Origin of the sequence: Nitrobacter sp., from assembly GCF_051535215.1 — a bacterium.
Taxonomy (GTDB): domain Bacteria; phylum Pseudomonadota; class Alphaproteobacteria; order Rhizobiales; family Xanthobacteraceae; genus Nitrobacter.
In genome coordinates, this window is record NZ_JBPPLY010000011.1 from 68,882 (window position 1) to 88,797 (window position 19,916).

General features: G+C 59.3%; 14 protein-coding genes. 6 read left to right on the top strand and 8 right to left on the bottom strand.

From position 1 onward, the window contains the following. Positions 1 to 18 precede the first annotated feature (18 nt). The 5 genes from ACS3WB_RS11825 (at position 19) to ACS3WB_RS11845 (ending at position 5,540) form a co-directional block, all read left to right on the top strand. Positions 19 to 1,116 carry a LicD family protein gene (locus tag ACS3WB_RS11825; RefSeq protein ID WP_438275757.1) on the top strand — a complete coding sequence of 366 codons (1,098 nt, stop codon included), beginning with the start codon at positions 19 to 21 and terminating at the stop codon, positions 1,114 to 1,116. Beyond that, positions 1,113 to 1,574 (top strand): adenylyltransferase/cytidyltransferase family protein, encoded by a 462-nt coding sequence (locus ACS3WB_RS11830; protein WP_438275758.1) that lies wholly within the window; start codon positions 1,113 to 1,115, stop codon positions 1,572 to 1,574. Before ACS3WB_RS11825 ends, ACS3WB_RS11830 begins: the two co-directional genes overlap by 4 nt. Before the next feature lie 54 nt (positions 1,575 to 1,628). Next, positions 1,629 to 2,657, top strand: coding sequence for a hypothetical protein (locus ACS3WB_RS11835; protein WP_438275759.1), 1,029 nt, complete (start codon positions 1,629 to 1,631; stop codon positions 2,655 to 2,657). 73 nt (positions 2,658 to 2,730) lie between these two features. After that, positions 2,731 to 3,582 carry a hypothetical protein gene (locus ACS3WB_RS11840; protein ID WP_438275760.1) on the top strand — a complete coding sequence of 284 codons (852 nt, stop codon included), beginning with the start codon at positions 2,731 to 2,733 and terminating at the stop codon, positions 3,580 to 3,582. Positions 3,583 to 4,061: 479 nt separating this feature from the next. Continuing rightward, a complete protein-coding gene (locus tag ACS3WB_RS11845; protein WP_438275761.1) occupies positions 4,062 to 5,540 on the top strand; it encodes a CYTH and CHAD domain-containing protein in 1,479 nt (492 codons plus the stop codon). A gap of 57 nt (positions 5,541 to 5,597) precedes the next feature. On the opposite strand, the gene ACS3WB_RS11850 is transcribed toward ACS3WB_RS11845, so the two are convergent. Continuing rightward, positions 5,598 to 6,482: a peptidase M15 gene (locus tag ACS3WB_RS11850; protein ID WP_438275762.1), complete on the bottom strand. Its 885-nt coding sequence runs from the start codon at positions 6,480 to 6,482 to the stop codon at positions 5,598 to 5,600. A 999-nt stretch (positions 6,483 to 7,481) separates the two neighbouring features. Between ACS3WB_RS11850 and ACS3WB_RS11855 the strand changes: the two genes are divergently transcribed. Next, positions 7,482 to 8,753 (top strand): FAD-dependent oxidoreductase, encoded by a 1,272-nt coding sequence (locus tag ACS3WB_RS11855; RefSeq protein ID WP_438275763.1) that lies wholly within the window; start codon positions 7,482 to 7,484, stop codon positions 8,751 to 8,753. Positions 8,754 to 8,916: 163 nt separating this feature from the next. On the opposite strand, the gene ACS3WB_RS11860 is transcribed toward ACS3WB_RS11855, so the two are convergent. The 7 genes from ACS3WB_RS11860 to ACS3WB_RS11890 form a co-directional block, all read right to left on the bottom strand. Continuing rightward, entirely contained in the window at positions 8,917 to 11,391 is a 2,475-nt protein-coding gene (locus tag ACS3WB_RS11860; RefSeq protein WP_438275764.1) for a TonB-dependent siderophore receptor, read from the bottom strand. A 179-nt stretch (positions 11,392 to 11,570) separates the two neighbouring features. Continuing rightward, entirely contained in the window at positions 11,571 to 12,524 is a 954-nt protein-coding gene (locus ACS3WB_RS11865; RefSeq protein ID WP_438275765.1) for a FecR family protein, read from the bottom strand. Positions 12,525 to 12,630: 106 nt separating this feature from the next. Beyond that, a complete protein-coding gene (locus tag ACS3WB_RS11870; protein ID WP_438275766.1) occupies positions 12,631 to 13,161 on the bottom strand; it encodes an RNA polymerase sigma factor in 531 nt (176 codons plus the stop codon). Between the two features lie 260 nt (positions 13,162 to 13,421). After that, positions 13,422 to 15,896, bottom strand: coding sequence for a TonB-dependent siderophore receptor (locus ACS3WB_RS11875; RefSeq protein WP_438275767.1), 2,475 nt, complete (start codon positions 15,894 to 15,896; stop codon positions 13,422 to 13,424). Positions 15,897 to 16,087: 191 nt separating this feature from the next. Beyond that, positions 16,088 to 17,074 (bottom strand): FecR family protein, encoded by a 987-nt coding sequence (locus ACS3WB_RS11880; RefSeq protein ID WP_438275768.1) that lies wholly within the window; start codon positions 17,072 to 17,074, stop codon positions 16,088 to 16,090. A gap of 100 nt (positions 17,075 to 17,174) precedes the next feature. Then, on the bottom strand, positions 17,175 to 17,690 hold the full coding sequence (locus ACS3WB_RS11885; protein ID WP_438275769.1) for an RNA polymerase sigma factor: 516 nt from the start codon (positions 17,688 to 17,690) through the stop codon (positions 17,175 to 17,177). 301 nt (positions 17,691 to 17,991) lie between these two features. After that, on the bottom strand, positions 17,992 to 19,916 hold a 1,925-nt coding region (locus ACS3WB_RS11890; RefSeq protein ID WP_438275770.1), incomplete at its 5' end, for a TonB-dependent siderophore receptor.

Sequence of the window (19,916 nt, forward strand, 5' to 3'; positions counted from 1 at the left end):
GAGGAAGCGAGTTCACAAGTGAATCTAGCAACACCCTTATTCGACAGTTCGCTCCCGGCGATCCGCACGTCGATCGCGGGGATATCCAATGCGAAATACGCGCAGTTCACCGATGGATCGAGGGAGATCTACAAACAGGTGCTGCGTATCTTCGAGCGCCATAAGCTCGAGTATTTTTTATTCGCCGGCGCAATCGTCGGTTACGTCCGAAACGGTCGGATGCCGCCCTGGAATGATGATCTGGATGTCATCATTTTCGAAGACCAGATTAAACTCTTCGAGACGGTGGTCCTGCCATTGCTGCGCGATTGCGGATACGTTTGCTGGCCAGTGGCCGCGCCTTACACCGGCGGCGGATACCACATCCTGGCACTGCAGCAGGACACGAATTCCCGCCGTGCCTCCATTGAGCTCGCGGACGGGATCCCTGTCGTCGTGCCATGGGCGCAAGTCGACGTATTCTACACGAGTGTCGATGAAGCAGGCTTTATACGAAATCTTTCGAACTGGGGAATGTACCACACAAAACAGATACCGGAGACCTGGGTCAGGCCGGGTACTTTCGTTCATCTGGATTCGTTTCGCGCGCGCGTCTTCAGTAATTACGAAGACGATATCTGGCACGAATACGGAAATGTTGCTTCGAATATCGTGGTTCATTCGCATGACAAGGTTGCGCTCAAGCTGATGGGATCCGACTGGGAGCAATTCGAATTCGACTACGACGCCCTGCTGTCCACCACGGTGACAAACCTGCCGCCAAGTTTAAGCCGGGCGCGGCTTGCCGAATTTGCAGCGGATGCAGGCCGACAATTCGAGGCGCCAGCCGATGCGAACTTTGACGCAATTGCAAAGCAGGTCTGCGAAGGAAGACCCGGCCGGGTCACGCTGAGCGGCGCCGACCAGAGCTTCTGGGTCCTGGATCTGAAGCGCTTATTTCCAGGCGTGAAGCTGGAAGTCCGGGTTGCTACCGAGAAGGAAGCAAAGCGGGCGATTCACCTGCGACGTTTTATCGACAGCGTACAATTTGCTGACCCGGCAATTCGCAAGGTGTACGAGGATTTCCTGCTCGCCAGCGATGGCCCGCCCAGCTCACGACGGAGCTGTTCAACATGAAAAACGTCATTACCTACGGAACATTCGATCTATTTCACGTGGGACACGTCCGCCTGTTGCAGCGCCTGCGCAGTCTCGGAGATCGCTTGATCGTTGGCTGTTCAACAGACGAGTTCAACGAAATCAAGGGAAAGAAATCAGTTATCGGGTACAACGAACGGGCCGAAATCCTCGCGAGTTGCAAATATGTCGATTTGGTGATTCCTGAAAATACGTGGGAGCAAAAATCGAGCGACATTCGAAAGCACGAGATCAGAATATTCGCCATGGGCGACGATTGGGTAGGAAAGTTCGACCATCTGTCCGCAGAGACCGGCTGCATCGTTACATATGTGAGTCGGACATCGAATATTTCCACCACCGACATCAAGGGCTATCTAAGAAAAATAGACAGTGATACGATCGCTTCGATGAAGAACAAGGTCGATCACCTGCGCGCGCAGCTCGACAGGTATTAAACGCTTCAGCGAGACGCGCGAATCTGGAAACGATCCTGATCGTCGGAAGGTGAAATGAGCAAACAGCGCCGTTTGCTTCGATCAATCATTTCAATCCACCTGCTGCTGTTTTCGGCGGGCTTTGACAGCCTATCGGCGACCGAAATCTGGCTTGCCCCTCAAGCTTCTGTCCCGCCCTCGCCTCTCAACCGCGCCGTTGATTTTCTTGATATGTTCAATGCTGATGCTCCTTGGCGGAATGCAGCGAAGGCCATCGCCGTCTTCAAGCTCTACGGCTCATATCTCGAACACGCTCCTCAAGATCAGGTCGACAAGATCGTAAAGAACCTGAATGAACGTCATATCGCGATCGCCGTTGAGGCGGGAGTAATGAACGGCCCGGAAGTGATCAAACCGGCATGCGGGGGACCCGGAGTAGAAGGCTACTCGACGATCGCGCGCGCGAAGCTGATCTCAAAAAAGATAAAAAGCGCAGGAGGATCGATCGCCTACCTCGCCATGGACGAGCCGCTTTGGTTTGGACGATTTTACAAAGGCCCCCCAGGCAGGCAACCGGGCTGCCGTCTCCCGGTCGATCAGGTGATCGATCTCGTGATGCCTGTGCTTCAGGCATATCGTGAATCCTTCCCGGCGGTGCGGATCGGAGACGTGGAACCGAGCGGCGTCGCGTATCAACCGGAATGGCAGAATGAAACCCGACAATGGCTTCGCGGGCTTCGCGATCGATTGGGATCGAGTCTCTCGTTCATGCAATTGGACGTGCCGTTCGCAGCCGGTCCGCAGCAGGTGACCGCCGCGCGGCGCTTTTTCAATCAGTTGGAGGTCCTGCGCACAGAAAGCCTGGTAGGAAATATTGGCATTATCTACAACGGCACGCCGAATGACCGAACCGACAAGGAATGGATAGATAGTGCGAAGAGCCATATCGGATTGTTCGAGCAGGAATATAAGCTTCGTCCGCAACAGGCGATCATTCAATCGTGGACGCTACGCCCGACACATGCCTTGCCGGAAACCGATCCCGAAACTCTCACCGGTTTGGTCCTGTACTACGCCAAGCAGTCCCGCCCTGGCACTAAATGAAGCAGGACGGCGCTTTTTGCCGATACCGGCTAATGCGGACAATCGCTGAAATAACGTCAAAGGATGGCGCGTAATGGCAGGGAAGACGATCATCCACGGCGGCGGCCAGATAGAAGGACATACGCAGACCAATTCGATCGAAGCGGTTCTTACTTCGCTCGCCGCTGGCGAACGGCAGATCGAACTCGATTGCGTCAAGCTGGCTGACGGCTTCGCGTTTGCTCACGATGAAACTGAGAAGAGATTCTATGGGATTGAAAAGACATTCGCGTCGTTAACCCGGGATGAATTCCAGCGGCTTCGCGTGTTGAAAAGGTTCAATCCTGTCACGTTCAAAATGGTTGAATACCTTCTGAAAATTCTGCCGGATACCAAAATAGTCATCGACGCAAAATTTCCCGATTTTCAATTCTCCGGCTTTTTGCAGTTTCTGGCAAACAATCACTGCTCGCTTCTGGACCGGCTCTATTACCAAGTTTATTGCCGTGAATGGGTCGACCTGTGTCGTCCGTTTGGAGTCCGAAAAGTTGTGATAGCTCTGTGGAAGCACTATGACGCCGATCCATACTCGGACGAAGCCTATGATTTCGCTCGTTATACGACATCAGAGTTGGACGCGCTCGGCATAAGCGTCAGATGGAAAACTCCCGGCATGCAGGTCGAGAATCGTCATCGCGAAGGGATGAAACGCTTGGCAGATTTGGCCGACGTTTATTTTCATGGACAGGACATTTCTCTGTGCCGTGAGAAAGAATTGCTGGATGCCGGGATCAATTTCTTCAGTTCATATTCACTCGGTAGCCTGCCTCACGGATTTGAGGCTAGTTCTTATCGGAAAAGACATGCCGATCTGACCAGGATGAGCGACTTGGGTGCAGCTTGCCACTATCTGGAATTCGGCAGTCGGGAGGGTAGACGGATTTAGGCCACCAATCATGGTTGAGAACACACTGGCCTCAACGGACACCACCTTCCGACCACACGAATTCGCTAAACTCGCTGCGATCGCCATGAGCTGAACCTGGCGCCTTGCGGGGCGTCGAAGTGAAGGACATCGTCTCCATCGCCAGCGCAGATTCCAAAGGCAAACCCGCCCGTCAGTACGCACCTGGCGGCATTTCAGTGCCGAATGACAAGATCGCCATAACGCGGGTTTTCCGGTTTCCAGGCAAGGCGGCTCATCGCCGCCGTCGCCGGGAACGATCCCAATGGTTGGGATCATCTCGGGACTCGCAAAATGGAATGCCTGAAATTACTCTCGCTTCATGACAGTCCGTTCGCGGCTCTCGCGATTTCCGTTCGGTCGACCCGCGAATGCGTAGGCTGGATGGCATCGAGAATTACATGATGAAAAAATGACAGGATCTCACTGATCAAAAAGGATGGCGCGGGGAGACGTGAAGGGTGAACGGATCGACCAGCCGGAAATTCGAGATCGAATTGAAACTCGAACTCCATTCGCAGGACGGAACTAAACTTAAGCGATCCTTGCGGAAGTCGCTGAAGCCCGGCGGTCAAGCGCAAGCGTTGAATTCGGTTTATTTCGATACCGCGGGGCAAGATTTTCGCAAAGCCGGCTTCTCACTGCGCATCCGTCACGTTGGCAAACGACGGATCCAGACTTTGAAGGCCGCCGGCGAAGCAACGGCAGGTCTCTTTGTAAGACCGGAGTGGGAGCGTGACATACAGGGCGACATGCCGAATCTCAATCATGAGATCGCTTTCCTACAAGAGCTTATCCCTGAAGCAGCCTCGGCTGATCTGCGCCCCGTATTTCGAACCACGGTGCACCGATATTTGTTTGAAGCAGTCGATCTTGGCAGTTCTGTCGAGGCATCGTTCGATCAAGGAGCGATCCGAACCGGTCACCGCAAACGCTCACTCTGCGAGGTCGAACTTGAGCTCAAACGAGGGGCTCCCACACTCTTATTTAAACTGGCGCGAGAGATTAATGCGGTCATTCCCGTACGGCTCGGCGTTCAGAGTAAGGCTGAGCGCGGTTACATCTTGGCGCGCTCGGCCAAGATGCAGGCGACCAAGGCCGAACCTGTCCTTTTGATGACGGATATGACCTCCGCAAAAGCGCTGCAAATCATCACGCAATCCTGCATCCGTCATTTCCGCCTGAACGAAACAATCCTTTCAGAACATGATGATGCTGACGCTCTGCACCAGGCGCGCGTAGCTCTCAGGAGGCTACGCTCAGCTCTCACGCTGTTCAAAAAAATGCTGGCCGACGAGCGTTACAAGGCGCTTCGCGACGACCTCGAATGGATGGCCGCCACGCTGGGGGTTGCGCGAAACATCGACGTCTCGATCGCGAGCCTTGAGAGTCAACCCGTGCCGAAAGCGCTGCTCAGCGCACGACGACGTGCATACGCACAGGCTCGCGCGTCCCTTGATAGCCCTCGGTGGCGCAAGCTGATGCTCGAGCTGGTTGAATGGCTATCCATCGGGCGGTGGTTGACGCACCCTGAGAATCCCTCCCGCTGCAATAAGCCAATTGTACGCCGCGCTGTGCGTATACTCGACCGATCCATGAAGCGGCTTGAACGGCGCGGTCGAGGTTTCACCCCTCTCGACGACCATGCCCGCCATCGTGTTCGCATCGAAGCCAAGAGGCTACGCTATGCGGCCGAGTTCTTCGAGACACTGTTTCCGGGCAAGTCCTCAAAACAACGAGGCAAGGCATTCGGCCGAGCTATCGAGGCGCTACTCGACAGCCTTGGCGCCCTTAACGATCTCACCGTTGTTCCGGCACTTCTGGAAGGTCTCGATCCGCGACCGCAGGTAATATCCAGACTTCATAGCCGCAAGCGCCTCCTGAAAAAGGCCGAGCGACAGTACATAACGCTGCTCAAAATCGTGCCTTTCTGGCAATGATTCAACGCGCCAGATAAACTCCGATTGATGTATGGAGGGTCACTCCGGACGTTTTCACTAACGGTAGTTCGTTTTCAGCTTTGCGACGGCGACGATTCGTGGTCGCTTGCCTTGGCGCGAGCGGTCGCGAGAGGCCACGCGCTTGCTTTTCTTCACGCCGGCCTTCTTCGCAGTCGATGCCACATGTGGGGCGTCGCGATTGTGCTTTGCATATTCGGCGCCGTCGACCGGCGCGACATGCGGTGGATCCCTGCCGAGATAGGGCCGCCCGATGCCGAACTCCTTCGCGTGCGCATCAACCCACTTCCAGAGCTTTTCCGAAAAAGCGAATCGCCGGTCGCGCGTTCCGCCCGCGACACTCACCACATCGGCCGCGAGCCCATGCCCGTAGCCGCCGCGCAGGCTGCCGCCATGATAGGATCGGTTGCTCGCCGCCTTGAGGCCGCTGGCGATCGACTGGCGGTAGTCGTCACGGAAACCACTGGTGATGCCGGGAGCGAGGCCGGCCGCCTCCGCCGCGCGAAGCATACGAAACAATTTCAGCTTGAAGCCGCGATCCATGCCGCCGATCACGTAATCCATCATCGGCAGGCCCACGCGTTCCGCCGCCTTGGGGTCCTTCCATCCGAAATTCTGATCGACATATCTGGTGAAGGCTCTCGACACCATCACCTTCTTGCCCTTCCGCTTGACGGCAACTCTCCTCCAGTCACGCACCTTAATCGTGTCCTCTTTGGGCGTGCGTTGATAAAGCGCCCACAAATAGCGATCGACGCAGACGTCCACGACCATGCAGTCGTCGCCAATCTCGACAGACTTTGCTGCTTTGCCGGCTTCGACAGGTTCGAGATCCGATGGATCCACGCTTGCGAGTCGCACAGACGCTGACTCGGTTGGCGCGCTTGGTGTGCTGGCGGCCTCCGCAAGCGACTGTTCGCTCATCGCCACGTTCGAACGAATTGGCAGATGCGTTGGACTGGGATCACTGGATATCGAATTCGGCCGCAACTCAGCGGCGAGGTTCTCTCTGAGAGGAGAAGAAAGAGAGGCGATATCGGCGGGGAACGACGCGCTGATGTGCCGGATGCCCTGAGGCTCGGAGACAGCAAGCAAACCGAAAATCCCGGTCGCAAAAACGACGGATAGCAGCGCAGGCGTCAGCGTTGAAAGTCGCCGCAGGGTCATCATTCCAGCCTCATCGGTACCAGGACTACACAGCCGAGGATGCGGACGGGTCGATTGTTCCGACAAGGGCGGGATGGCGCAATGGCGCAACCGGACCAGTTGTGACCTTTTTACCGAGGTGTTGCATGAGTGCAACGGAGGGCTGGAGGCGTTCGAGGGTCTGTCACCCCAGATTTTTGCCAGTTTCAGCAGGCCTGGCAGCTAAGGAGGGGTGAACCCGACGCCTCGTGCTCTACCGGCGGGCCGGGCTCAAAGCGGCCGGCGCTTATCGCGTTTTTGAGCGAAGTGGATACCGGTTCGCGTCAAGAAAATGCGTCAAAGCAAAATCATGGAGCCCCGCTTCTGATTTCATAAGAAGCGAAAAGGCTCTGTGAAAGTCCGACCTGTGATGTTTGGAAAGGGCGTGCCCGGATCCGAGGGCAGAACCTCTCCATTTCGCCGAAAGGGCTCTGTACCAGCGAGTTCGAAAGGCTTGTCGATGAACACTCGTCCGACGGCGAAGAATTCGGCGCAACAACACAACCGTGAAGTTCAAACCGGCAGGACAACCCCTGCACGATCCTGATTGCGCGCGAAAATTACGACTGTCGAAGAGTCGATTTTGCCTGGGCGAGGCAGGGTTGGACGCTCAAATGATGAAGCGAGGTAGATTTTTATGCTGCGATCTGTCAACTGTGTCCACGCAGCCGCCCTGGCATTTGCAGGCGCAGGAGATTCTGCGGGACATGAGCCGAAGGGCACCGAACCGAGAACGACATGACTGATCGGTCCTGCTGCATCGTCGGCGCCGGACCGGCCGGCCTCATGCTCGGCCTGCTGCTCGCACGCGCTGGTGCCCACGTAACGGTCGTGGAAAAACACAGCGACTTCCTGCGCGACTTTCGCGGCGATACGGTCCACCCATCCACCCTCGAAGTGATGCATGAACTCGGCTTGCTCGAAGGCTTTCTGAAGCTGCCGCATACGCAGGCTGCAAAGCTTCACGCCGAGATCGGCGGTAAGGACATCACTCTTGCGGATTTCTCGCGCCTGCCGACGAAATGCCGCTTCATCGCGTTCATGCCGCAATGGGACTTCCTCGACTATGTCGCGCGCGAGGCTGCGTGCTTCCCGAATTTCCGGCTGGTCATGCAGGCGGCGGTGACAGACCTTATCGATGAACGCGGGCAGATCGTCGGCGTCCGGGCTGCAACACCCAGCGGTGCACTGGAAATCCGATCGGCGCTTGTCATCGGTGCGGATGGACGCAATTCGGTCGTACGGGAGAAGGCCGGTCTCGAGATCGAGCGCTTCGGAAGCCCGCGCGACGTGTTATGGATGAGGCTTTCGCACAAATCAAACGATCCCCCCTATGTCATGGGTCACGCCGGATCGCGGCAGGGCTTCGTCATGGTCGACCGCGGCGACTACTGGCAATGCGGATATGTCGTCCGGAAGGGTTCGTTCAGCGACGTAAGGGCTGCGGGACTCGAGGCCTTTCGCGCGACCGTCGCCGCGATCTCCCCACTGCCTCCGGAACGGATGGAGGAGGTTCGCTCGTGGGACGACATTCATCTGCTGAGCGTGCGCATCGATCGCCTCAAACGCTGGTGGCGACCTGGTCTTCTCTGCATCGGCGACGCCGCCCATGCGATGTCGCCGTTCGGCGGCTTCGGTGTGAATCTTGCGATACAGGATGCTGTTGCCGCAGCAAATATCTTGGCCGGCCCCCTACGCGGCGGCACGCTGACGGACAAGCATCTCGCCGCAGTCGAAGCGAGACGATCCTTTCCGACGAAGGCGACACAAAAACTGCAATTGATGATGCAGCGCGACCCGGGCAAGCGTGATGAGAGCGATAGACGTAAGGGCCCGCCCGCCCTCATGGGTCACATCGCCCGATGGCCCGTTCTTGCTCATCTCACGGGTCGACTCGTTGGACTTGGCTTCAGATCGGAACATGTTCGTTCGCCAGCCGCAGGAATTTTGGATACGTCCAAGACCAACATCGGAATGACCGCAACGTCACATGTTGGCAACCCGCGTTGAGACGAACAGTCCTACCTACCGCACCGCCGGAATGACTCGCGTCGGAATCGGTGACTTTTCTGCCGGGATTCCGCTAGTCGTGCTAAAGCCTGCCGATCAGGCTCGGCCGCTTGCGCACCCGACCGGTGCCGTCCGTCGTATAGCGCACACGTCAGCGCTGAGTTTACCAGTGGTAGGCGATGCTCCCGGTGATGCGACGGCGGTCGCCGTAGAAACATGACGTGATAACGCCGCAGCTTGCAACATATTGGGTGTCAGCAATGTTGACGACGTTGATCGCCGCGCGCCAGTTTTGAGCCCACTCATAGTGGGCGGCGAGATCGCCGAGCACCACCGACGGCACCACGAACGTGTTGGCTGTATCTGCGAAAGTTGAGCCGACGTAACGCACTCCGCCGCCGAAACCGAAGCCGTCCAGCCAGCCGTCCCGGAACGTATAATCCATCCATAGCGACGCGACCTCACGTGGCTTTGCGGTCGGAACCGTGCCGATCAACGTGGGATCGAGATCCTTGCTCACGAACAGCTCGTAGTTAGTATAGCTCGCGACCACCTTGAAGTCGCGGGTGATATTGGCCAGAGCCTCCAGCTCGATGCCGCGCGATGTCACCTCGCCATTCTGGATCTGGAAAAACGTATTATTGGGATCGCTCGTCAGCGCGTTCTGGCGCTTGAGATCGAACAATGAAATGCCGAACCGCGCGTCGAGACCCGGAGGTTGATACTTCAAACCGACTTCAGACTGCTTCGCGGTTTCTGGCAGCAGCAATTCACCGGCGGCATTCACACCGATGATAGGATTGTAGCTTGTCGAGTAAGAAACATAGGGTGCGAGACCGTTCTCAAAATTATAAATCAATCCGGCGCGGCCAGAAAATTTGCTGTCTCGCCGCTTCACGGGATCATAAAGCCTGTCGTTGTTGACAAGGTTAACCCAGTCGTTACGTCCCGACAAAACCAGCGTGAACCGATCCCACTTGATCTGATCCTGCAGGTAGAGGCCGGCCACTCCCTGGGTCAGGTACGAATCCTGATAAAGCGGGCCGTCGTAGGGCAAGTTGACGCCATAGACCGGATTGAGAAGGTTCAGATCGGTCGCGTCGCCTGCACCCTGCTTGTCATCGAGCCCATAGTGCTTCAGATCGAGCCCGATCAGCGCGGTATGCCGGAACGGGCCGGTCGCGAAGCGGTATTCAAACTGGCTGTCGAGGTTGAGCTGTGTCGCTTTCGACGCGGCCAGGAAGTTGCCACGCGCGAGGTCCGCAGGGTTCGACGAAGCCAAGTCGTAACCGATCCCGTACAAGCCGGTGTAATCCACCTCAACATGCGCCGCGCGCCCGTTCTGGCGGAACGTCGCATCGTCGGAAAGATGCTTTTCGAACTGATAGCTGACCATTTCCTGCGCGCGCGCGTAACGATCCGCAGTGGGGTCACCGGTGAACAGGCTGGTCGGGATCCGGCCGAACGGAGCGTCGACCACGGTGCCTTTATAGGGAAGGAAGTTCTGCGCCCTGGTCGAATTATAGGAAGCCATGGCGAACACCGTAAATCGCGTATCGATGTCGGGTAGCCATGTCACCGACGGTGCGATGAAATAATTGTTGTTATTGACGAAGTCGGTCTGGGTGCCGCCGCCCTGGATCTGGCCGACAATCCTATAGAGAATCTTGCCGTTGCCCGGCTGCGTCGCGACCGGGCCTCCGAAGTCGAACTGGGTGTAGGCGTTACCGAAATTGTTGACGCCTGCCTCGATGTAGCGAACAGGCTCTGCCGGTGGCAGCTTGCTCACCGCGTTAACAATCCCGCCAGGCCCCGACCCGCCATACAGAACCGCAGACGGTCCGCGCAGCACCTCGACGCGCTCAAGATTGAACGGCTGCAGCTTGAAGCCGGCAAACGACGTATAGAAAAGATTCATGCCGTCGAGAAAAAGTGAATCCTGTTGCGCGTCGAATCCGCGGATCAGGAACCAGTCGTCTCGAAAGTCCGTGCCGAAAGTCGCGGCCACGACACCGGGCGTATAGCGCAGGGTGTCATCGAATTTCGAAACCAGCTTCTGATCGCGAATCTGCTCCGCGCCGATCACCGACAGCGACTGCGGGATTTCGACGATCGGCGTCGCCGTCTTGGTGCCGGTCAGGCTCTGTTTGGCGACATAACCGTTGACCGGACCCGATGCGTTTTCGCCCTGCACATCGATCGTTTCGAGCGGGATGGCGCCACCGGGCAGCCCGCCGGCGGCGGAGGTCGCGGAGGGATCGACGATGGTCACGGTATTTGCGCTTGTGAAGCGGTAGGTGAGGCCCGAGCCGGCAAGCAGGCGGGTCAGCGCCTGGTTGGGCGTCAGCGTCCCCTTAATGCCGGGGCTGCGCCGTCCCGCGACAAGGTTTGAAGGGAACAGCAGCCTCAGTCCGGCGCGATCGGCAAACGCATTGAGCGCACCGCCAAGATCCTGCGCGCGGATATTGAAGGCCGCCGTCTGCGGCGCCCCCTGCTCCGGCGAAACAGCCTGCGCGACCGCAGGTTGGACGACCGCACCGCTCATTACAACCGCAAAAGCGGCCGCCGACCCTAAAAATACATCCCGGAGTGCGGACGCCGCACCTTTGCGCCGTCCATTTTCCTCTGCCTGACTCATGATGATGTCCGCTGCCCCAATGACGTGCGCGGGGGGGCGGCGATAATGCCTCCGCGCTGTCCCTCAGAAGCAAGGACGAAACGGCCGCCGGAAACTTGCAGCGGCTCCGGTGAAAAAAGATCGTCTCCGTCATTGTCGGCTTGACGGAGGGGATTGATTCCGTGTCATCGAGAACCGCTTTAGCGAATGACGGTGACGAAGGGCAGCCGCGTCATCTGCACCGGCAGCGTGTCCTCGATCGTGCGCAAGATCGCTTCCGGATCGTTGAGATCGAAAACCCCCGTCACGTCCAGCGACCGCAGCCCCTCTCCCACCAGGACGATCTGCCCGCGGCGATAACGCTCGATGTCGGCCACCACCTCCGCCAGCGGACGCCGATTGAAGATCAGTTTGCCGCGGCGCCACGCCGTTTCAACATCGGCATTGGTCGCCTCCGGCGCCGCGGGCCTTCCGCGCGGAGAGTAACGAACCCGCTGATCCGCCCGCGCAACGACCGGATCAGGTGCCTGATCCGTGGTGATCGCGACCACACCTTCCACGACCGTCACGATGGCTTCGTCGGCACGGATATCGATGTCGAAAACGGTCCCGACGGCGCGCGTCTGCCCGTCTCCCGCCTCGACGACAAAGGGCCGGGCCACATCGCGCGCAACCGCAAAGGTCGCCTGGCCTTCCAGCAGTGACAGCCGGCGCTCCGCTGCACCAAACTTCACCGACAAAGCCGATCTGGCGTTGAGGAACACGGACGACCCGTCGGCGAGAGCAACCGTTCGCTGTTCTCCCACGTCCGTGGCATAATCCGCAAACAGGCGGGGCCCGATGACGCCGGACCTCTCGAGAGCAAAGCCAGCCACCGCCAGCGTCCCACCGCCCAGCACGGCCCTTCGCGTCACCCTGACACGGCGCGCCTTTCGGTCCAGCCTCTTGGCGCGGTCGCCGGCAATGCCGACGCCATGCCAGATGGCTTCGGCCTCGCGCGCAGCCACTTCGTGCTCCGCACTCTGCCCCCGCCATGCCGCAAAAGCTGCATGGTCGTCGACGGTGGCCTGCCCGGACTTGAGCCTGACGAGCCAGTCGATGGCGGCATCGCTCAGCGCAATATCGGCCTTTTGCCGCTCGTCGTCCGGTCTCATCGCAATCAGCCCTTCACCGCCGGCGCAATCCCGCGGATCAACGCGCCGGATCCCTCCTTCTAGGACGAAGCGAGGCGGCCGAACATAGACCGGTCGGGCGCGGATATCAGACCTGATGACGGTAATGATCGCGGCAATGGCGCAGCGCCTGCCCGAGATATTTCGCGACCATGCTCTCCGAGACCTTCAACCGCGCGCCGATCTCCCGATGGGACAAGCCATCGCAGCGGCTCAGGAGCAGCGCTGCCCGCGGCTTTGCGGGCAATTGGGCCAACGCAAGCGCCAGAAGGCGAAGCTGGTCGCGATCGATGAGGCAAATCTCCGGCGACGGCGTATTATCCGCGACCGCCGCGAGCAGCGCCTCGTCGCTGACGCAATGCACGCTATGACGCCGCTCCTTGCGGACGAGGTCGATCGCAATGTTTCCGGCGACCCGCAAAATGAAAGCGTGATGATCGTGAATCGCGGCGGCGTCGCCTTTCATTCCCGCGAGCCGGAGCCATGTTTCCTGAAGTGCATCCTCGGCAAGCTCCTGCGATCCGGTCCGCTTCTTCAAATGCGCGCACAGCGCTTTCCATTGCCAGAGATAAACCGACATCACGTCATCATCGGTGCCCGTTGTGGACGCTGTATCCATGCTGCGATGCGCGATTCCAGGAATGCTGGCGGCAAACCTTCAGCCGTAACGAAGAAGGTCGTCCGCAAATCCTGATAGAAGAACCGCAAAATCGCCGCAACGGCGATAGTTTAGATGGCTTCTAATAAGTGATTGGGCTTGAGTTTAATTATCTCAGGTCGAGGCGCTCCAATGACCGGCTTTCCCTCGCTATCGATCTTTTTCAAGGGACCAGACGGATCAAGTCCGCATGACGAAGAGCGCGAAGAAACTCCACACCCTCAGAACTTATACGTCATGCTGAGTTGCACGCTGCGCGGCGCGCCCCAGGTGTAACTGCTGTACCAGTTGTAAATTGAGTAATATTTCTTGTCGAACAGGTTCCGGACATTGAGTGAGGCCGAAAGATTCTCGTTGATCTTGTAGTTCGCCATCAGATCGACCACCCAGTAACTCGGCGCCGTGCTTCTGACGTCGTCGCCGATGACCCCGTTCCAGACCTCATCGCTCCATGTGATGTCCTGCCACCGCGCGCCGCCGCCGACCGTCAGTCCATCGAGCGTCCCCTCGAGTTTGTAGGTCGTATAGAGAGTGAACTGGTTCTCTGGCGTCAGGGTCGAAACCTTGATGGCGTCGCGTTTCGAGACCTTGTGCGTGAAGCCGGCCTGGAGCTGCCACTGCGTCGAGAGCTGGCCTGAGATTTCCAGCTCGAACCCTTTTGTGATGACGCCGTCGACCGCCCGATAGGCGGGATTGCCATCCGGCGCAAGGCCGCCTGTTTCAACCGGATAGTTGTTTTGCTCGATCTCGAAATACGCGGCGCTGGAGTTCAAACGTCCGTTGAAGAAAGCGGACTTCAGACCGACCTCGTTGCTGGTTCCTTCCCGCGGCGGCAGCGTTATTCCCTGCTCGGTCTGCTCATATTGAGGCTGGAAGATGCCGGTATGACTGCCGTAGATCGAGATGTGCTCATTGATATCGAAGATCGCGCCGAAGTAAGGCACCACGACCGACTTGTCGATGCGCTGTTCATTCATAGGATCCCAATAGGGACGCTGCGCGGATTCGTAGTGCACCAGGCGCGTGCCAGCGATCAGTTTCAACCGGTCGTGCGGGTTGAACCGGAAGGCGGCATAGGCTGCGCGGTTCTGCACCAGTTCGTTACCCTTTCCGTCAAGAACCCATGCCGGCTCCAGAATGTTCCCGGTCCAACTGTAGAAGTTCGGAACCGTGGGATCGTAGGCTGGATCGGCTGAGGAAATCGAATTGACCCAATGTCTTTTGGAAATGCTTCCTCCGACAACGAGGTCATGCTTGCGTCCGAACATGTAGACGGGTCCTGTCGCATAGGCCTCGGCGACGTCGAGCTGCGTCTTGCCGAGAAACGCTCCGGACCAGATGCTGACGCCGGACCCATCCAAAGGGTTGGGGTTGCCGTTGCTCGCGGAGCCGAGCTTCGTGTCGTAGCCGTTGATCTGGCGCTTGAGTTGCACCTTGACGCGCCATTCGTTGTCGAAGCGATGCTCCAGCGCGGTGAATACGCTGTAGACATATTGTTCCCAACTGCTCCAGCGTGCGCCGGGATTGAAGGAGCGCGGCATGTCGTTGAAGTCGCCGTTGCTGTCGAACAGCGGAATGCCGCCGAAGGATGTCCCTTTCGGCAGGTTATGCTGATAGTGCGCGCCCACCGTGAACAGCGTGTCAGGAGTCAGGTCGGCTTCGAGAATGCCGTAGACCATCGAGCCACGATTCGTGAAATGATCCATGTAGGATCCACGATCCTGATGAGTTGCAACAAAGCGGCCGCGCACGGTCCCTTCCTTGTTCAACGGTCCGCTCAGGTCGACTTCTCCGCGATAGGTATCCCAGGAGCCGCCGCTGATAGTGGCATGCCCCTGAAAAGTGTGCGTCGGCTTTTTGCGGATCAGGTTGACGGTGGCCCCGGGATCGCCGCTGCCGGTCATCAGGCCGTTCGCGCCCTTGAGCACCTCCACCCGATCGTACATCGCCGTGTCGCTGAGCGACTGGCCGGCAGGATAACCGCTGTCGTAGTGGCCCGGCATTCCGTCATCCTGGAAATTCTGGATGGCGAAGCCGCGCGCGTAATATTCGACGCGCTCGTTTTCATACGTCACCGTCGAGATGCCGGGGGTTTGGCGCATCACGTCGTCGACGGTGTTCAGGTTGAAATCCTCGATCTGCTGGCGCGTGATGACGCTGATCGACTGCGGCGTTTCGCGCGGCGTGAGTTGAAGCCGGGTCGCGCTCGCGGTCACGCTTGGCGTGTAGGAACCGGTGCCTTCGGTCATGCCGGGATCGCTCGTCGAGGCTCCCTGTACGTCGATCGTGTCGAGCGAGATGGCGCCGGCCGGCGCTGCGCCGCCGATCGCGGCCGATGGCTGTTGAATGGTGACGGTGTTGGCGCCTGTGACGGTGTAGGTCACGCCGGTGCCCGCGAGAAGCCGCGCAAGGGCATGCCCGCCTGATGCGGTCCCGGAAAAACCGGGGGACCGGATGCCGCCGAGATCGGCCGTCCGATAAGCGAGCTGCATTCCAGACTGATCGGCGAACGCACGCAGAGCCGACGACAAGGGCTGTGCGGGAATAGCGAAATTACGCGCCTGCGACTGCGCCGATGCGCTTTGAATTCCGGGCATCAAGGGCAAACTCAATGCACCGATCGCCGCTGACATCAGAAGTGCGCGCGACAATCGGCGGACGCCCCCCGGCATTCCGCCGCCATTGATACCGGCCATTCCCCAAGTCCCCCTTGCCTCTCGGTCCAACTCTCTCAGCCCTGGAAGGGGCAGCGAGGCGAGGAGCAGCGGCTCACCGCAATCATCTCCTCGCAGGCAAGACGCGCGGCAGGGGCCGATCTAAAAGAGATGCGGAAAAATTTTGAAAGATTCTAACTCGACGCCCGGTTTCGGCTTTTCGGGATCATGCTCTAGCTGATGACGATCATCACGCCGGGGATGCGCCGCACCGTAAGATTTTGGGTCTGCGCCAGCGCCTCGATCGCCGCCTCGGCCTCGTGGACCGAAAAGATGCCGCTGACGAGGTCGCCCGCGTGGCTTCGGTCCGTCAGGACGATCCGTTCAGGCACATAGCGTTCGAGATCAGAGAGAGCGCGTGCGAATGTGCGCCCGTCGAAAATGATCCGGCCCGAGCGCCATGCCAGTGCGGTCTGCGTGTCGACGGCGGTAGCCGGCGCCGGCGCCTGGCCGCGCATATAGCTGGTCGCCTGGGCGGCGCGGACAGCGACCATCGCGGCCGGATCCAGCGTCATCGCAGCGGCGGCAGCCGGACAGAACACCTCGACCTGGCCCGAGGCTACCGTGATCACCGCCTCGGCATCGTTCAGCCTGACCGCGCAGGCTGCCTCGCTGAGAGACGTCACCCCGCCGAACGCAGCAACACGAAGCCCCCGCCCTCCCTGCGGTCTCGCCTCAAAAAAGGCCTCGCCGCGCAACAGATGGATCAGGCGCAGGTCCGGGCGATAATCCAGCGCGATCGCGCTGTCGGTGTTCAGCGTCGCTACTGCGCCATCCGGAAGGGTGACACGCCTCTGCTCGCCGACGGCGGTGCGGTAGTCCGCCTCCCATAGCAGTTTGATCCTTGGCGCGACCATAACGCCCGCGATCGATGCGGCGAGCGCCCCGCCGCCGGCGAGAGCGGCGCGGCGGCTGACGAGGCGAGGCCGGGCCGCAGTTCCCTCGGCCGCAGAGGCCCGGCCCGCATCAAGGCTGCCGAGTTCCCCCCAGAACAGCCTTTCCTGGGCGAAAGCGCGCGCATGATCGGAGGCTGCCGCTTGCCAGGCCTTGAACTGCGCAAGCTCGGTGTCCGACACGCCGCCGGACGACAGGCGCACGACCCAATCGCGCGCTTCCTTGCGGGCGCGGTCACTGACGGCTGGCGCTTGTGGTTCTCTCATCTGGCGTATCGCGATGTTGCCGATGCCCGAACAGGCTTCTACGCTAAAGACGCGCGAAGCGGCAGTTCCTAAATGAAAATGGTCCGACGGTCCCGGCACGTCAGTCCAGCATGTCGTCGCGAATGACCGCGAGGTGCTCCAGCACGCGACGAACATGGTAGAATACGGCCTGCTCGGTGATGCCGAACCGCTCGGCGATCTCGCGATGCGTCTTGCCCTCGAAGCGGCTCATTGCGAATATGATGCGGGAGCGCTCCGGCATCTGCTCCAGTGCCGCGGCGACCGCCGCCAGCGCCTGCCGCCCCATCAGAATGCGCTCCGGGGAGCGTTCATCATCGGCCGGCCACAACAGATCGCGCACCTCTGCATCGATGGCGGCGCGACGGCGCTCCTTGCGGATATGATCGGTTGCGGTGTTGCGCACCACGCGGCGCACATAGGCATCGGCATTCTCGATTGTGGCATCCGTGCCCCCGCTGAGCTTAAGCCAACTCTCCTGCATGACATCGGCCGCGACCGTGCTGTTGCGGAGCTGCCGCCGCAAGGCCGCTTCGAGCGCAGGACGATGTCCGGCGAATGCACCGAGCAAACGTAGCAGAGCGGGTTTATCGACCATCGCAGGAATCGCGGGAAGGGCCAGCGCCGCACGCCGTCATGACGCGCGGCTGACCGCTCTCCCATAGCCAATCGCGCAGCACTCCGCAAAGGAACGGAATTAAGAACCATTCCAGATTGTGGCCGATCGTTTGGTGTCGCCTTGCGAGCCACGCCCGGGCGTGGCAGCCCAACCAAGTACCCGCGTGTTCTAGCGGGCGGGCTACCAGCGATAGGTCACGACCAAAGCGAGAACAGGCTGCTAATATTGTCCAACAGGCGGCGGCGATGCAGCAGATCGCCGCCACAAGGCGCACGCGTCCTCAGAACTTGTACGTCATGCTCAACTGAACGCTGCGTGGCGCGCCCCACGAGTAGCCGTTATACCAGCCATAGAAAGTATAGTATTTGTTATCGAGCAGGTTCCTGATGTTGAGCGTGGCCGACAGTTTCTCGTTGAACTTGTAGCTCGCCATCGCATCCACCACCCAGTAGCTCGGCGCGGTATGCCATATCGAGCCATAGATCGGGTGGGTGACTTTATCCGAGGTCGTGTCCACCCAGCGCGTGCCGCCGCCCACCGTCAGGCCATCGAGCGTACCGTCGAGCTTGTAGGTGGTGTAGAGCGTGAACTGGTTCGCCGGCGTGGGCGTGGAGGAAACTCTCTCATTGTTCAGTTGAGAGACATTGTGGGTGAACCCGGTCTGGATCTGCCACTGCTGCGAGAGCTGGCCCGAAATTTCCAGTTCAAAACCCTTGGTGATCACGCCGTCCACCGGCCGATAGGCCGGTGCGCCGTTTGGCGTCAGGCCGCCGGTCGGGATCGCGTAGTTGTCCTGCTTCAGTTGAAAGTACGCGGCGCTGGCGTTGATGCGTCCGTCAAGGAAGGCGGCCTTGAGACCGACTTCCGTATTGATGCCTTCGATCGGCGGGAGTGTCGCGCCCTGTTCGTTCAATGCGGCTTGCGGCATGAAGATGCCGGTATAGCTGGCATAGGCGGAGAGAACATCGGTGATATCGAAGATGGCGCCGTAATACGGGATCACCTGATCCGGCTTTTTGAGGTGAGTGCTGACTCCATAGATGCGTTGCCGCGCTTCATAGTTTTCGATGCGCGCTCCCAGTAGCACCTTCAGCCTGTCGTGCACCTGAAGCCGCGTGGCTGCGTAGAACGCCTTGTCATCAAAAATCTCCTTGTTGGGATCGCCAGGCGCATACAGTGTCCATGCGGGCTGCGGAACATCGCCGGTCCAGTTGTAGAAGTCGGGAACAATGCTGCTGCCCGGGTTAGCCGGGTCTGCACGGTAATCAACACGCACCCGATCCTGTCGCGAAATGCTGCCGCCGAGAACAAGCTCGTGCTTGCGATCGAACAACCAGAACGGCCCGGTGGCATAAATATTGGCCGCGCTGGTTTCCGCCTTGCTGGTCCACAGGCCCCGCCACATCGTCACGCCGGTGCCGTCCACCGGATTCGGAAAGCCGCTGCAGGCACAGCCGACCGGGGCGTCGTAACCGCCGATCTGATGGTTGAGCTGCAGCTTGACCCGCCAGTCGTTGTCGAAGCGATGCTCCAGCGTGGCGAAGCTGTTGTAGGTGTATGCCTCCCATGTGCTCCAGCGCGTCGCGGGATTGAACGAACGCGGCATGTCGTTGAACTCGCCGAGACTGTTGAACATAATGGTCACCCCGTGGGCGGCTCCTCTCGGAACGCTGCGCTGATAGTCCGCGCCGACGGACAACAAGGTGTCCGGCGTCAGATCGGCCTCGACGATTCCGTAAAAGATCGAACTTTTACGATGGTAATGATCGAGGTACGAGTTTCCGTCCTGATGAGCGGTGACGAAACGGCCGCGCACGGTCCCGCTTTCATTCAGCGGACCACTGACATCGAGCTCGCTGCGGTAGTTGTTCCAGGAGCCGCCGCCGAGCTTCGTGTAACCCTGGAAGGTGCGGGTCGGCTTCTTGCGGATCATGTTGATCGTCGCGCCGGGGTCGCCGACGCCGGTCAGAAGGCCCGCCGCGCCCTTCAGCACTTCGACGCGATCGTAGATCGCCATGTCCGTTCGCTGCTCGGTAGTGGCGTTGGCGCCGTCATAGTTTTGAAAAGAGATCGGCACCCCGTCATACTGAAAACTCCGAACGGGAAAACCACGGGCATAGAAAGTGATCCGCTCACCTCCGGCGTTCACGGTGCTGAGGCCCGGCGTGTGATTGACCACTTCATCAACCGACTTCAGGCCGAAAT

Coding starts and splice junctions, on each gene's coding strand:
- ACS3WB_RS11830 (WP_438275758.1), top strand. CDS start 1,113: ATGAAAAACGTCATTACCTACGGAACATTCGATCTATTTCACGTGGGA.
- ACS3WB_RS11835 (WP_438275759.1), top strand. CDS start 1,629: ATGAGCAAACAGCGCCGTTTGCTTCGATCAATCATTTCAATCCACCTG.
- ACS3WB_RS11840 (WP_438275760.1), top strand. CDS start 2,731: ATGGCAGGGAAGACGATCATCCACGGCGGCGGCCAGATAGAAGGACAT.
- ACS3WB_RS11850 (WP_438275762.1), bottom strand. CDS start 6,482: ATGAGCGAACAGTCGCTTGCGGAGGCCGCCAGCACACCAAGCGCGCCA.
- ACS3WB_RS11855 (WP_438275763.1), top strand. CDS start 7,482: ATGACTGATCGGTCCTGCTGCATCGTCGGCGCCGGACCGGCCGGCCTC.
- ACS3WB_RS11860 (WP_438275764.1), bottom strand. CDS start 11,391: ATGAGTCAGGCAGAGGAAAATGGACGGCGCAAAGGTGCGGCGTCCGCA.
- ACS3WB_RS11865 (WP_438275765.1), bottom strand. CDS start 12,524: ATGAGACCGGACGACGAGCGGCAAAAGGCCGATATTGCGCTGAGCGAT.
- ACS3WB_RS11870 (WP_438275766.1), bottom strand. CDS start 13,161: ATGGATACAGCGTCCACAACGGGCACCGATGATGACGTGATGTCGGTT.
- ACS3WB_RS11875 (WP_438275767.1), bottom strand. CDS start 15,896: ATGGCCGGTATCAATGGCGGCGGAATGCCGGGGGGCGTCCGCCGATTG.
- ACS3WB_RS11880 (WP_438275768.1), bottom strand. CDS start 17,074: ATGAGAGAACCACAAGCGCCAGCCGTCAGTGACCGCGCCCGCAAGGAA.
- ACS3WB_RS11885 (WP_438275769.1), bottom strand. CDS start 17,690: ATGGTCGATAAACCCGCTCTGCTACGTTTGCTCGGTGCATTCGCCGGA.